This is a genomic window from Acidocella facilis ATCC 35904, assembly GCF_000687875.1.
In the GTDB taxonomy this organism is placed as follows: domain Bacteria; phylum Pseudomonadota; class Alphaproteobacteria; order Acetobacterales; family Acetobacteraceae; genus Acidocella; species Acidocella facilis.
In genome coordinates, this window is the sequence record NZ_JHYG01000001.1 from 35,127 (window position 1) to 47,944 (window position 12,818).

Here is a 12,818-nt window from a genome sequence, read left to right on the forward strand (position 1 = left end):
AGATTTCAAGCCCCTTCGACAGATCGCTTAGGCGACCTTGATCGAAGGGGCGACCCGAAAAAAACTTAGACTCTCCTTGAAGGCAAACTCCTCGAAGGCTTCCGCGACCCCATCCTGAGTCAGGCCATCGTGATTGAACAGGTCGTGCGCCACGACGAAATGGCCGTGCGTGTCACGCAAGAAAGAGCCGTCCGCGTTTTTGCGATAGACTTTGCGGCCCGAGTTATCAACGCTTTCCACCTGCTGCGTCGCAAAGAAGATTTCGTAATCCTTCACCTTCGGGCAAAGCGGCCCCGCGCTGGCGTCATCATTCCATTTCTGGACGAAAAGAACGCTGGTTTTTGTATTCGTGTGCGGCTTGAAGCTATTGGGGTGGAGGCCGACGACAGCTAGGACGCGACAACGATCCATGACGAATTTGCGAACTCGCTGGTCGGTCAAGTTGTTGAATCGTCCCTGCGGCAAGACAACGGCCATCCGGCCGCCAGGTTTGAGGAAGTCCAAATTGCGTTCGATGAAAAGCAGGTCTCGGGCTACTGCCTTTTCCAGCTTTCCAGTTTTTTCGTTGTGGGCGACATCATAAGGTGACAGCATGTCCGACTGCTTGATATCCCCCGCGAAGGGCGGGTTGGCCATGAGCACGTCAAAGCGGAAGCTGCGATAATCGGAATGGCGCGGGTTTTCGCGTAGTTTACGCAGCCGACTCCAGCCGCCGCCATAGGTATCTCGCCAGTCTTCTTGTTTAACTGTCTCGTCCCACTTCGTCCAGTCGAGCGTGTTCAGGTGCAGGACGTTGGTTTCTCCGTCACCCGCGATCAGGTTTAGGCAACGCGAGACGCGGACGCTCTTTTCATCGAAGTCGATGGCGAATACATTGTCGCGCACATAGTCGATGCAACGGGGCGGCTTGGACTCCATTGTGAAGAGATGGCTTTCCTCGCGGCCCATAGCCCGCATGATCTGTCGCCAGACGTGAAACATGCTATGTACGGTGAACCCTGCCGAGCCGCAAGCGGTGTCGATTACCGTCTCGCCCTCTTTCGGGTTCATCATCCTTACACACATGTCGATCACCCAGCGGGGGGTGAAGTACTGGCCCTTCTCGCCCTTCGACGATTTGGAGACCAAGTATTCAAATGCGTCGTCGATCACGTCGAGGTTAGAGTTGAAAAGCTTCCATTCTTCCAACGATCCAACGCAGACTTGAAGATGGTCTGCCGATAGGCGGATGCGTTCATCGTCAAGGAAGACGCCCGGCCATTTCCGCTTGGCCTCGTCGAACAGGTTCTGGATTGCCACCTTCAGTTGCGCTGCCGTGTTCTGGTTGCGGAATCGTAGGGCGTTGCCCAGTCGATGCGAGTTCATCTCGTCATAGAGCTTGGTGAAGATCAGTTTGAAGACTTCTTCGAAGACATCAACCCCGGCATTGGCCAGCACCTCGTCTTCCATGTCCTCGATCAAATCGCGCAGGGAGCGGGCAAATTTACCCTCCTTTACCCGCTCTTCTTCAAGGGCGATCAGGGTGTCGATGGTCCACGGCTGATCAACAACCTGTTCGATGGTCTGATCTGCGCGGGGCAGTTCATGGATCGGCATGAAGTAGTTGGGGTTCTTGCGGTGCCAGACCTCGGCCAGAATGCCGTCGCTCCACACCGCGAGGGGTGCGCCGGTCGCGTGGGCATAGGAACGGAGCTGTTCCTTGCCGTCCTTATACTTAGCCTGCTTCACCTCGACGATGATGTAGGGGACAGTCGGGCGGTCGGCGTCGAACACGACGATGTCGGCGCGCTTGGAACTGTCGCGCCCGAAGGTAATCGGGTATTCGATGGCGATACGCGGCCGGGCATAACCGAGCTTATCGATCAGCCGCGCCAGCCAAAGCTGACGGGTACGCTCCTCGGGCTTGAGTTGCACTTCCTTGTCTCGGACGAGGCAAGTCACGTAAGGCACCTGCTTACCCCGGCTCTCGCGTAGGACCACGCGGGCATCGAGCGCTCGCACCTCTTCTTCTGAGAAGAGCGCGAATTCGCTGAATTCTGCTGCAATTTTTTTCATTCTATACTCGCAATATTAGTTTAGGCCGTCAACCTCGTCCTGCCCCTTTAACCACCGGTCCATAATCTGAAGCGGCGACAATTATTGAAGCGAGACCAAGTTCTGGATTTCAAAGGGACACCACTTTGTCCGCGCAGGCTCTCGTCAATGTGGTGACAACGGCTTGTCCTTTGGCTTAATAATACCCACGTGCTTGTAAAGCGTAGTGCGAGAAACACCGTAGCGCCGTGCCACGTCGGCTACCTGAATATCCGGATCACACAGCAGTGCCTTGATTTCTCGCACCTGCTTCTCCCCCAGTTTGGGTTTGCGCCCGCCAGAGCGCCCTCTGGCGCGGGCTGCAGCCAATCCAGCATGCGTCCGCTCTCGAATGAGGCTGCGCTCGAACTCAGCCAGGGCAGCGAAGACATGGAAGACAAGCTTGCCGGCTGCACTATCTGTCTCAATCTTTTCACTCAAGCTTTCGAAGCTGATGCCAGATCGCTCAAGATCAGCCACGATCTGCACTAGATCGGGCAGGCTTCGGCCAAGGCGATCCAAACGCCAAACCACCAGCGTGTCGCCGCTGCGTAGGGCTTTACGGCATTGCTCAAGTTCAGGACGCGCTGCGCTTTTGCCACTAGCCGCCTCTTCATAAATGACGCTACATCCCGCATGAGCGAGTGCATCGCGCTGGAGATCCAGCTGCTGGTCCTCCGTAGAGACCCGCGCATATCCAATACGCTGATTCATAAACATAACCGTGACATTGAAAACTTGACGAGAATGTTAACGTAGGAAATGCCGTTCCGCTAGCCCCGAACGCCCGTTTTCGCAGTGTCCAGAAAATGACCGTTTTATGGACACTGGACCAAGTGGCTCAGCGCCGGTACCGTGCTCTAGGAGAAGGGAGTAGCAGCAAATGAAGACTTTGCAGGCGTACGGTTTGCATGACCCCAACGAGGCGCTTTGGCGCGATCTCTTGCACGCGGTCCAGCATGACGATGGAGCCGCCGCCAAGGAACACCTACAAGCCGGATTCCCGATCTACTACGCCAAGGATGACACCCCGCCGGGCTTGCTGATCAAAGAGCATCCGAACGGAAGGCGCGAACTGGTGCGGTTTGACAGGGCCGGAGATGAAGTCATCCGGGTGCTATGAGCGGCCCCCAGTTTTTGGGAAGGAGGAAGGCACCAAATGAAAACCGTGCAGCCGAACAGCATGCATGACCCCGACGAAGCGTTGTGGCGTGACCTCCTGCACGCGGTCCAGCATGACGATGGGGCCGCCGCTAAGGAACACCTACAGGCCGGATTCCCGATCTACTACGCCAAGGATGACACCCCGCCGGGCTTGCTCATCAAAGAGCATCCGAACGGGCGGCGCGAACTGGTGCGCTTTGACGAAGCCGGGGATGAAGTCATCCGGGTGCTATGAACGGTCCTCGAGTCTGGGTGTTTGCCGGGTCGAACGGCACGGGAATTGTATTGTGCAATCCAAAAGCATGTTCGTGGTTTCACACACGGCCATATAAGGGGCAAAATCTGCCCTATGCGCCGTATCGATGATACGCATCATCTTGATTTCATTAGGGAAATCTCCCGGCTTTGATGCCCGTGTGTGAAACCACGAATCTGCGTGTTTGATACCCCGAACCACCGTGTGTGAAACCACGAAGGACATGATAGGCACGTCAAGCGGCGTGGCGCTGCCATACGGGCTACCGCCCTAGCCGCAGCCCGCTGTTCTTCGCGCTTCGTGCTAGATTTCCAAATCCCGGCCACGCCTCCCAATTACCCTTTTCCGTTCCGTTTGTTGTTGTTCGTCATGTTCACTAACGTGATCGACCAACTGCCTAACGCCTGTGGCTTCAGGCATCGGTTTCTCAGCGGCCTGTGCCTTCTCATGCACCATAGCTTGTCGAGCGATTTCTAGGGACGGATCGCTAAACCTGACTTTGACGCCGTGCATACCGGCCAACCGGGCAACGTCTTTCCGGAACTGGTCGGAACCCTGCACGTCGAGCGGCTGGCCCTTGAACCGCTCGGCGGCCAGCGACAAGGCTACAAGCGCGGCCCCGGTGGTGGCCCTCTCGGCTTTGACGTGGGTTGTGCGGTCCAGCACAAGCCCCCCGTCCGCCGTCCGGTAAGCCATCGTGCCGTCGCGCCGAGCGTGTGGCCTCAAGCTCTCCATGATGCGCGTCTTAGCCTTCTCGGCCCGCTTGGCGGTCAGGAGGTCGCCGCGCATCCGCTCGGCGCGTTCCTCGCTGGCACGCAACACGTCGAGCGCGTCGGCTTCGCCGCGCTCGGCCCGCTGCATCAGCCATTGATTCCAATTCGGCAGGGGGGTTGCCTTGTAGAGATTGGCGGTCTCGGTCTCGGCCGTTGCCTTCGCGGCATTGCGCGCCGCTGCAACCTGCATCCGCGTCGTCGCATTGATGGCGGCACGCACCTGCCCGCGTGGCCCTACCTTCTGGATCATGCGTTGCGTGGCGGACCATCGCTCGATGCGCTCCATCTCTGCCGCGCGCGCGGCGCGGATCGCCGCCATACCTGCCTTGCGGTTGGCAATCGCGGCCTGCTGCTGCCGCTGATACTCCGTGAACAGCGCGGCGCTCGATGGGTGCGTCTGTCGAGGGCGAGGGGCATAGCCCCGAGAACCTGGCTCCCGCTGCTGCCGTTGGTTCTGGTCGCGCTCGAACGGCCCCAGCCGGTCGGTAAGTGCCTTCAAGGAAAGGTCGCGCCCGCACTCGCTGGCCTTGCACCACAAGCCTAAACCGGGGTCGCCGATGACAAGGCCCGCCCCACGCGTCTTGATCTGTAGGCCATGCTCGGCGAGGGCCGCGTGAAGCTCCTTCCATGTCGCAGCCCGGCGCATCGCCGGGGCCACGTCCCGGGCGATGTAGCCAGTCAAGCTCTCTATGCCTGCTTGTGCCTCCATGTCGGCGGCTGCGCCGCCTATTCCTGCTCCATCGCGGCCAGTGCCATTTCCCGCCCGGCGCATGCCGTCAGCGTGTTGGGTTCCGCCGTGGTCCACACGATGACCTGCATTACCCGGCAGTAGCATAGAATAGCTCTTGGGGCCGTGTGCCACACCTTTGCTGGTCAACTTTCTCAAATCGCCGTAGGTCGCGGCCTCCGGTCCTTCGGCAAGCGCGCGAGCGTAGGACTCTCGTAGGAAGGCTCTAAATCGGCTATCATGCTGTCGCTCGGGGTTAAGGCGGATTCGGTTTCGTCGGTCATAGGCTCGTTCTCCTGTTAAGCCGTGGTCGTCATGCTCAAGGCCGAATTTCTTTTCGAGCCATTCGCACGCCTCCATAAGCCGTTGCTTGTCGTAAAACGGCTCGATGTTTTGCAGTCCGGCGGGGTGAACTTTGTTGACGGCGACATGAACGTGCAGGTTATCGGTGTCGATATGCACCGCGCTGATGCGTTGATGATCCGCATAACCAAGGACTTCGCAAAGCTCGTCCTCGATTTGGTGCAAAACCTCCAAAGGCGGGTTTTCACCCTGCCTAAAGGAATAAACCAAGTGATAGGTCTTATCGGCCTTGGATTTGGTGTTTTGCGTCTGCGTGGCCTGTATCAACGTCGTGGCATCGCCGGGGTCGTCGGTGCCGCAATTTGTCACGCGATACCCCGCAACCTTTTCGCCCTGCATGGTGGTGCTTCTGGCCGCCAGAATGTAATCGGCGGTGCGTGCCCAGCTTTGCGGGTCAATATCGCCCTCTGCCGCCACCATGTAGCGGACAAGCCGGGCCATGCTGGAAGTCGCCGCCTGCCGCGCAATCCGCTTGGCGATCATTTCACGGCCCGCCGCATGATGCCCGATAGCTCGGCCTGCAAGGCGCGAAACTCGGTCATTATCCGGTCTACCTCGAACCGCCGGGCACCTTGTCCCGGCTTCTCGGCCAGCCAGAGTTTCAGCAAGCCCGCCACCCGGCCAAGGTCGCCATTCACCCGCACAAGGTCGCCGACTGCCTGTAGGTCATAGACGGACTTGATGCGGTGATTCAGTCCCGCCGCCCGCATGTAGGCGGACAGGGACAGGCCCGCCCGGTCGGCGCGCTCGGCGATTTTGGCCCGTTCCTCCGGCGTCACCCATACCTCTATCCGCGCCCCTCGTGGGCGACCTCCGCGCTTCTCTTTGGTGTCCTCGGCCATGCGCTTGCGCGTCCTCCTTTCGTGTCTGTCGCGGCAGCGACCGTGAGCCTCGCAGAGCAGAATTCCGTCGAGCCGCAGGCGAGTAAGGGGCGGTGTTGGGCCGGTGCGTGCGTCAGCGCGTACCGGTACAACACACATCCTGCCATCCTACTTTTACGCAATTGTAGGCAACTATAGGCAACTAAAAACCTACGGGCAGCAAAAATATTTTTTCGGATAAATAGTTGCCTTAAGTTGCTTTGAATTGCCTTAAATTGCATTGAGTTGCGCTAAGTTGCCTAGACTTGCCTTAAATTGCGCTATTTTCAGGATATGTCGTCGGGCTCTGATTATTTCGGAATTCTAGGCTCCTTGAAACCACCCCGTATTGGTCGATAATTCTTGCTATCGATGACACCAAAACGAGGAATACTTGATGGCTCGAAAGACCCTCAACGCTCGGCGGATCGAAGCACAAAGAGAACTTGAAGAAGCTCAGGCAAGACTCACCAAACTTCAGAATGAGGCTGCCACCCGGATTGGCCGGATCGCCGTAAAAACAGGGTTAGCCGATCTTGGCCTATCCGATGACGAAATCAAATTGGAATTTGAAAAGATCATCTCAGGGACAAAACAAGGAGAACGATCATGAGTGTACGGCGCAATTATCAGTTTTGCGAGATAGTCTTTCTCACATGCAGCGTGAATTGAGCAAAGGCCATGTTGACCTTGCCCAGCTTATTGCCGCCTCTATCGAGAATGAAATTGAAGATTGGTATTTAGACAGTCTTCGTATCCATCACAATGATCGCCACAAATACAGATTGCCTAATGCACATTGCCCTTCTTTTTGGTCGCAACAGGAGGCAGCGAAATGACCTATCTCGCGGGTAAGTCCGTGCGCCGTTTAGTGTTGGTTTTGGCTGCTAGCGCCGCTTCTACGTTTGCGCCACGTCCAGCGTCTGCCTTCATCGTTTACTGCACAAACTGCTCAACCGTCTTTTCGCAGGTCATGCAGTATGCCCAGCAAGTCGAAACGGCGGCCAACACGGCGCAGCAACTTGAGACGCAGATTCAGCAATATCAGAACATGCTTTTGCAGGGGCTTTCTCTGCCGACAAGCGCGTTTCAGCAGCTAACCAGCAACATTGCCCAAATCCAAAGCCTCTACAACAAAAGCACAGGGCTGGCCGGAAATTTGGCGAACTTCGATAGCAATTTTCAGTCGAAATTTCCGGGATATAGCACCTACCTAAATAAGATCGGCACTAATCCCAGCTACGTGCAGAGCTTCTATAACCAGTGGACACAAAACGGTCTGGACTCCAACAAAACCGCGATGGCGGTTGCCGGTGACAATGTAAACCAGATTCCGGCAGAGGACCAAAAGCTTGCCGGTCTGGTCAATCAATCACAGTCCGCGCAAGGCCGATTGCAAGCCATTCAGGCCGGAAACCAGATTGCCGCTCAACAGGTCCAGCAAATGCAAAAGCTGCGCGAGATGATGAACGCGCAGATTCAGAACGAAAGCATGTACTACGCCCAAAATATACAACGCCAAGCGGTAGATAACGCTTTCACGCAAACCTACCAAAGCGGTGTCGTCGCAAATGACACCCCTCAGTCGTTCTAGGGAGGCCACTATGGTCACGATCTCGAAGTATGTAATGGGGCTTCTCTGCCTTGTATTTTTTGCGGCGGGAGTAGCTGCCACATCTTTCGTGGAACACAATCGTTCACGTCAGCCATGCACGTCATCCGCCGTCAAGCAATTCCAAAAAGGGGTTGTTGCACACGATAAGCCTCAGAGCTTTTGAGGATATTCCGCTATGGATACCCGAAAGATATTTGCACCAAAGTACGTTTTTCCAGTCCTTGCCGTAGTATGTACGCTGCTGGCTGCTCCCGATGCTTTTGCGCAAACTGTAACCCATTCCGGCGCTCAATTTGACGGCTTGCTGAAATTGATTCAGCAGAATTCGGCCCTTTGGAATGGCCGCCTTCTTGGTTATGCTGAAAAGCTGTTTTGGTCGCTGGCCGCGATACAGCTTGTCATGACGTTCATGCCCTTAGCGATCCGGCAAGCTGATATTGGTGAAATCGTTCACGAACTCATCAAGTACTCGCTTGTGATCGGTTTCTTTTATGAAATTCTCACACGATCAACCTATTGGGCCAGCGCGGTTGTTCAGTCATTTCGAGACGCGGGCGGCATCGCAATTGGTCAATCGTCCGCCTTGCAGCCCAGCGACGTGTTCATGTTAGCTGTTAAATTTGCCAATACCATAGGCAACGTAAACACGCTGAATCCGCTGGTCGGCGTTTCAATTGGTCTGGCAAGCATATGCGTCCTTCTTTGCTTTGCTTTCATTGCAGCATTTATGGCTGTGACCCTCATAGAGTCCTACATCGTCGTCAACGCATCGGTTCTTCTTCTGGGTTTTGGTGGGAGTCAGTGGACCCGCGAATATGCTATGGCAATGCCCCGCTATGCGGTGGCAGTTGGAGCAAAGCTCTTTGTGCTGACGCTGCTTGTTGGATTGATCTCCCAATCCGCGACCGCTTGGGAAAGAGCCTATACGCACACTGATAACGCTTCGATGTGGACGATGGTGGGTTTAGCCTTCACGTGCGCCTACCTCACCAAGACTATTCCCGATCTTATTCAGGGGCTGATTTCCGGGATCTCCGTTGGTGGCGGCGGGACAATTGGCGGTATGGCTGCGGGCGCGGCTGCCGGAGCGGCCATTGCCACGGGTGGCGTCGATGGCATCGCCGCCGGGGTTGCCAACGTCGCTGGCGGGGCCGCTGGCTCGGCGGGTGGAGCTGCTGCGGGCGGCGGTCTCGCGGGCCTGATTGATTCCGCCGTTATGGGTGGCACCAAAGCCGCCGGGGCGATGGGTGGCAGCTCCGGCGGCCCGAGTGCGGCCAGCACGATTGCGCCGCGCGTGGGTGGGGCGGCCAGCGCCGCCAAGCCGATGAACGGCACGGCCAGCACCGGGGCATCGTCGTCGGTTGGCAGGGCCTCGACCGGGGGCGCGCAAGCCAACGCGGCGGCTCCGGCGCAAAGCGCCCCCTCTGGCACGCCCTCCGGCGCGTCTGACGCCGCAGCAGGGGAAGGGGCGACCAGCAGCCCCAGCGGGCCGGAAAGGGCCTCCACGGCACCAGGCGGGGCCGGTGGTGGTGCACCTGCCAGCGGCTCCGATCTACAGCCAGGTCAAACGGCTTCATTGACGCCGGGCCGTGCCACACACATGGGCTTGGCGGGGGCTGTACGGACGGCAGGCGTTCTTGCCTCAATCTCCGTGCCGGGCATGGAAGGCGCGCATGGCATATCTCTTGGCACCCCGCCTACGGTGCCCTCGGATGACCCGGAGGACGACCCTACTAAAGGGCCGGACATTGAAAACGTGATCCAACCAGCCAAGGACAAGCCATGATTAATCTTCTCCAATACCTGCAAACCATGTTTGTTTTTACCCTTCTTTGCGCGGCCTTCGTGTTCGGGGCCTACTGGTTGTGTCAGCGGCTGCGCGCGCGGGGGCATGGCTCGAAACTGGACGCCCTTGCCGGGTGGCATAGCCGTATGTCCTACAAAGGGGCGCTTCATTCTTTGGAGGCGTTGCGGGCATTCCATGGCTTGCCGCTCTACGGCTCACGGCAACAGCGTGCCGCGCGACAAACAGGATGAGAGTGCAGCGTCAATCAGGATGAGAATCGGCAGTTGCTGTGTCGTCGAAGGGCGGAGGGCGTAGCCCGAAGCCCGTAGACGACACAGCAACTGCCGGCGGCCTTCCGGCGAGGGGGGCGGTGATGGTCGGGGCCGATCGGATATTCATGAGCATTTCCAGGATTGAGGGAGATGCCGTGGGTGCCCGGTTGCCATGTCAACGATCATCAGATGAGGTTATTTATGAAGCTTCGACAGACCAATAGCGTTCCGACTGCGGCCGCGAAGGCGGGGTTCAGCACGGCGACAGGCTATCGGATTGCCAGGGATCCGGCGCTGCCCTCGCAGCGTGGCGCGGCGCGCGAGCGCCGGCGGCCGGACCCGCTGGCGGATATTTTCGACAGTGAGATCGTACCGCTTCTCAAGGCAGCGCCAGGATTGCGGGTGGTGGCGGTGTTCGAGGAGATGCGCCGCCGGTATCCTGATCTCGATCTGGGGGTCAGGCGAACCATGGAACGGCGTATCCGCTCTTGGCGGGCGGTGCATGGACCCGAGCAGGAGGTGATCTTCCGCCAGTCTCACGAACCGGGCCGGCTTGGCCTCTCCGACTTCACCGATATGGGCGATCTCGGCATCCGGATCGCCGGGCAGCCGCTCGAGCATCGCCTCTATCACTTCCGGCTGATCTGGTCGGGCTTCGAACATGCCCATGTGATCCTGGGCGGGGAGAGTTATGTCGCCCTCGCCGAGGGGCTGCAGAACGCGCTGTGGGCGCTGGGCGGCGCGCCGGCGGAACACCGCAGCGACAGCCTGTCGGCCGCGTTTCGTAACCTCGATGCACAAGCACGGGTGGATCTGACCACACGCTATGATGCGCTTTGCCAGCATTACGGCATGACGCCGACCCGCAATAACCGTGGCGTCGCCCACGAGAACGGGGGAATCGAGAGTGCCCACGGCCATCTGAAGGCGGCGGTGGCTGATGCGTTGTTGCTGCGTGGGGCATACGATTTTGATGATTTGCTCGCCTACCGCCGCTTCATCGACGAGATCGTGTCGGCCAAAAACCGGCGCAATGCGGCCCGCATCGAGGCCGAGCGCGCGGCTTTGCAGTTGCTGCCCGACCGGCGGACCAGCGATTACGAGGAGATCGTCGTCACCGTCACCTCGACCAGCAGCTTCACGCTGAAGAAGGTGTTCTACTCCGTGCCCTCGCGGCTGATCGGGCATCGCCTGCGCGTGCGCCTCTATGACGACAGGCTCGACTTGTTCATCGGGGGCACTAAGGGATTGTCAGGAATTAACTGAGCGATCTATTGTGTTGCGTTGTCGTATTGTATAGTTCCATTCGCCGTGGAAATCGTCACGCATGATATTGATGGTGGACATCTCTTCTTCGCTGACGACGATGCCTTTCGGGTAGGCTTTTGTGTCGAGTTCGCACTGTACTTTAAGTCCAGTTTCTGTTGTCGTGGCACTGATGAGATCGACGATGACGCGATAGCTGACGAGCGGTTTGGCACGCCAGTTCATGCTGATGAACGAAAACAGCCGGTGTTCGATTTTGTTCCATTTGCTTGTGCCTGGTGGCAGGTGATGGACTCGGATGTCGATGCCAAGTTCGTCAGCCAGCCTTTGAAGTTCGCGTTTCCACAGACGCACGCGCGAGCCGTTGCTGCCGCCGCCATCGGGCAGTGTCCTGAATTTCGTGTGTGAGTGGCATAGTGGGTAGAAAGGAAGACCCATATGGCACGACGGAGAGCGCCGGCGATCCCGGACGATTTGTTGGACCAGCTGCTGGCTGGGGGTGACGCGGCGGCAGCGCTGAATTCCGGGGATCTGGTGAACGCGCTGAAGAAGGCTCTGGCGGAGCGGGCCCTGAGCGCGGAGATGGATTACCATCTGAGTGACGAAACGGAGGCGGAGAACAGCCGCAACGGCTATGGCCGCAAGTCGGTGTCGACCGGCACGGGGAAGATCGAGATTGCGATCCCGCGAGACCGTGCGGGCAGCTTTGATCCGCAGCTGATCGCCAAATACCAGCGCCGGTTTCCAGGCTTCGATGACAAGATCATCTCGATGTATGCGCGGGGGATGAGCACCCGTGAGGTCGCGGAACATTTGCGCGAGATCTACGGCATGGATGCCTCGGCGGAGCTGATCAGCACGATCACCGATGCGGTGCTGGACGAGGTGACAGCCTGGCAGCAGCGTCCGCTGGACCCGGTCTATCCGCTGGTATTCTTCGATGCCATCCGGGTGAAGATCCGCGACGAGGGCGTGGTCCGCAACAAGGCGATCCATATCGCGCTGGGGGTTATGGCCGACGGGACGAAGGTCGTACTCGGGATGTGGATCGAGCAGAACGAAGGCGCCAAATTCTGGCTGCGCGTGATGAACGAGCTGAAGAACCGCGGCGTCGAGGACATCCTGCTGGCGGTGGTCGATGGCCTCAAGGGGTTCCCGGAGGCGATCACGGCCGTCTTTCCCGAGACGATCGTGCAGACCTGCATCGTCCATCTGCTCCGGAATTCGATGGATTTCGTGTCCTACAAGGACCGCAAGGCGGTCGCGACTGCCCTCAAGGACATCTACCGGGCCGTTGATGCCAGGGCCGCCGAGGCCGCTCTCGCCGATTTCGAGGCCGGTCCATGGGGCCAGAAATACCCTGCCATCGGCCAGAGCTGGCGCCGGGTATGGCAGGCAATCATCCCGTTCTTTTCCTTCCCCGGCGAGGTCCGTCGGATCATTTATACAACGAACGCCATAGAGGCTTTGAATTCCAAGCTGCGCCGGGCGATCCGCGCGCGCGGCCATTTCCCCAGCGATGAGGCCGCGGCCAAGCTGCTCTATCTGATCCTGAACCGATCCGAAAAAGAGTGGGTGATGCCGCCTCGAGAATGGGCTATGGCAAAGGCTCAGTTCGCCGTCATCTTCGGCGATCGCTTCGTAAGGGCCCTGGCGGCCTGAT

The 12,818-nt window shown here is 58.4% G+C and carries 12 protein-coding genes and 2 pseudogenes; 9 read left to right on the top strand and 5 right to left on the bottom strand.

Annotated features, from left to right (window positions below; all coding sequences use genetic code 11):
- Positions 1-27: 27 nt before the first annotated feature.
- Positions 28-2,055: an N-6 DNA methylase gene (locus T331_RS0100180; RefSeq protein ID WP_035178670.1), complete on the bottom strand. Its 2,028-nt coding sequence runs from the start codon at positions 2,053-2,055 to the stop codon at positions 28-30.
- Between the two features lie 144 nt (positions 2,056-2,199).
- Positions 2,200-2,787, bottom strand: coding sequence for a recombinase family protein (locus T331_RS19325; protein ID WP_081822092.1), 588 nt, complete (start codon positions 2,785-2,787; stop codon positions 2,200-2,202).
- A gap of 169 nt (positions 2,788-2,956) precedes the next feature.
- Here T331_RS19325 and T331_RS0100195 point away from each other — a divergent pair, with 169 nt between their 5' ends.
- Positions 2,957-3,196, top strand: coding sequence for a hypothetical protein (locus tag T331_RS0100195; protein WP_026438584.1), 240 nt, complete (start codon positions 2,957-2,959; stop codon positions 3,194-3,196).
- Between the two features lie 36 nt (positions 3,197-3,232).
- Positions 3,233-3,472 carry a hypothetical protein gene (locus T331_RS0100200; protein WP_035178673.1) on the top strand — a complete coding sequence of 80 codons (240 nt, stop codon included), beginning with the start codon at positions 3,233-3,235 and terminating at the stop codon, positions 3,470-3,472.
- A 324-nt stretch (positions 3,473-3,796) separates the two neighbouring features.
- Here T331_RS0100200 and traI read toward each other — a convergent pair whose 3' ends face one another.
- The gene (gene traI / locus T331_RS16800) at positions 3,797-5,839 is read right to left on the bottom strand and encodes a TraI/MobA(P) family conjugative relaxase (RefSeq protein WP_051621933.1); all 2,043 of its coding nucleotides are present in this window, start codon (positions 5,837-5,839) and stop codon (positions 3,797-3,799) included.
- Positions 5,836-6,198, bottom strand: a complete 363-nt coding sequence (locus T331_RS0100210; protein WP_026438586.1) for a plasmid mobilization protein — start codon at positions 6,196-6,198, stop codon at positions 5,836-5,838. The genes traI and T331_RS0100210 overlap by 4 nt, the downstream gene beginning before the upstream one ends.
- A gap of 415 nt (positions 6,199-6,613) precedes the next feature.
- Between T331_RS0100210 and T331_RS19330 the strand changes: the two genes are divergently transcribed.
- The 6 genes and pseudogenes from T331_RS19330 to istA form a co-directional block, all read left to right on the top strand.
- Positions 6,614-6,829 (top strand): TraC family protein, encoded by a 216-nt coding sequence (locus T331_RS19330; protein ID WP_081822064.1) that lies wholly within the window; start codon positions 6,614-6,616, stop codon positions 6,827-6,829.
- Between the two features lie 43 nt (positions 6,830-6,872).
- A complete protein-coding gene (locus T331_RS19725; RefSeq protein ID WP_155992538.1) occupies positions 6,873-7,055 on the top strand; it encodes a hypothetical protein in 183 nt (60 codons plus the stop codon).
- Positions 7,052-7,810 carry a P-type conjugative transfer protein TrbJ gene (gene trbJ, locus T331_RS16805; protein ID WP_081822065.1) on the top strand — a complete coding sequence of 253 codons (759 nt, stop codon included), beginning with the start codon at positions 7,052-7,054 and terminating at the stop codon, positions 7,808-7,810. Before T331_RS19725 ends, trbJ begins: the two co-directional genes overlap by 4 nt.
- Positions 7,811-8,006: 196 nt before the next feature.
- On the top strand, positions 8,007-9,617 hold the full coding sequence (gene trbL, locus T331_RS16810; protein WP_051621938.1) for a P-type conjugative transfer protein TrbL: 1,611 nt from the start codon (positions 8,007-8,009) through the stop codon (positions 9,615-9,617).
- Positions 9,614-9,868 (top strand): hypothetical protein, encoded by a 255-nt coding sequence (locus T331_RS0100225; RefSeq protein WP_026438587.1) that lies wholly within the window; start codon positions 9,614-9,616, stop codon positions 9,866-9,868. Before trbL ends, T331_RS0100225 begins: the two co-directional genes overlap by 4 nt.
- 180 nt (positions 9,869-10,048) lie before the next feature.
- Positions 10,049-11,131 (top strand): annotated as a pseudogene (istA, locus tag T331_RS16815) (IS21 family transposase); the annotation flags it as partial.
- 9 nt (positions 11,132-11,140) lie between these two features.
- On the opposite strand, the pseudogene T331_RS19335 reads toward istA, so the two are convergent.
- A pseudogene (locus T331_RS19335) lies at positions 11,141-11,593 on the bottom strand (ISAzo13 family transposase); the annotation flags it as partial.
- Between T331_RS19335 and T331_RS0100240 the strand changes: the two are divergent.
- Entirely contained in the window at positions 11,594-12,817 is a 1,224-nt protein-coding gene (locus T331_RS0100240) for an IS256 family transposase (RefSeq protein ID WP_026438589.1), read from the top strand. It abuts the pseudogene before it with no gap.
- The last annotated feature ends 1 nt before the right edge of the window (position 12,818 follow it).

What these genes read in the sequence shown, in the direction of transcription:
- T331_RS0100225 (WP_026438587.1), top strand. Translation starts at nt 9,614, where the DNA reads ATGATTAATCTTCTCCAATACCTGCAAACCATGTTTGTTTTTACCCTT.
- T331_RS0100200 (WP_035178673.1), top strand. Translation starts at nt 3,233, where the DNA reads ATGAAAACCGTGCAGCCGAACAGCATGCATGACCCCGACGAAGCGTTG.
- traI (WP_051621933.1), bottom strand. Translation starts at nt 5,839, where the DNA reads ATGATCGCCAAGCGGATTGCGCGGCAGGCGGCGACTTCCAGCATGGCC.
- T331_RS0100180 (WP_035178670.1), bottom strand. Translation starts at nt 2,055, where the DNA reads ATGAAAAAAATTGCAGCAGAATTCAGCGAATTCGCGCTCTTCTCAGAA.
- T331_RS0100210 (WP_026438586.1), bottom strand. Translation starts at nt 6,198, where the DNA reads ATGGCCGAGGACACCAAAGAGAAGCGCGGAGGTCGCCCACGAGGGGCG.
- T331_RS19330 (WP_081822064.1), top strand. Translation starts at nt 6,614, where the DNA reads ATGGCTCGAAAGACCCTCAACGCTCGGCGGATCGAAGCACAAAGAGAA.
- T331_RS0100240 (WP_026438589.1), top strand. Translation starts at nt 11,594, where the DNA reads ATGGCACGACGGAGAGCGCCGGCGATCCCGGACGATTTGTTGGACCAG.
- T331_RS19725 (WP_155992538.1), top strand. Translation starts at nt 6,873, where the DNA reads ATGCAGCGTGAATTGAGCAAAGGCCATGTTGACCTTGCCCAGCTTATT.
- T331_RS0100195 (WP_026438584.1), top strand. Translation starts at nt 2,957, where the DNA reads ATGAAGACTTTGCAGGCGTACGGTTTGCATGACCCCAACGAGGCGCTT.
- trbL (WP_051621938.1), top strand. Translation starts at nt 8,007, where the DNA reads ATGGATACCCGAAAGATATTTGCACCAAAGTACGTTTTTCCAGTCCTT.
- trbJ (WP_081822065.1), top strand. Translation starts at nt 7,052, where the DNA reads ATGACCTATCTCGCGGGTAAGTCCGTGCGCCGTTTAGTGTTGGTTTTG.
- T331_RS19325 (WP_081822092.1), bottom strand. Translation starts at nt 2,787, where the DNA reads ATGAATCAGCGTATTGGATATGCGCGGGTCTCTACGGAGGACCAGCAG.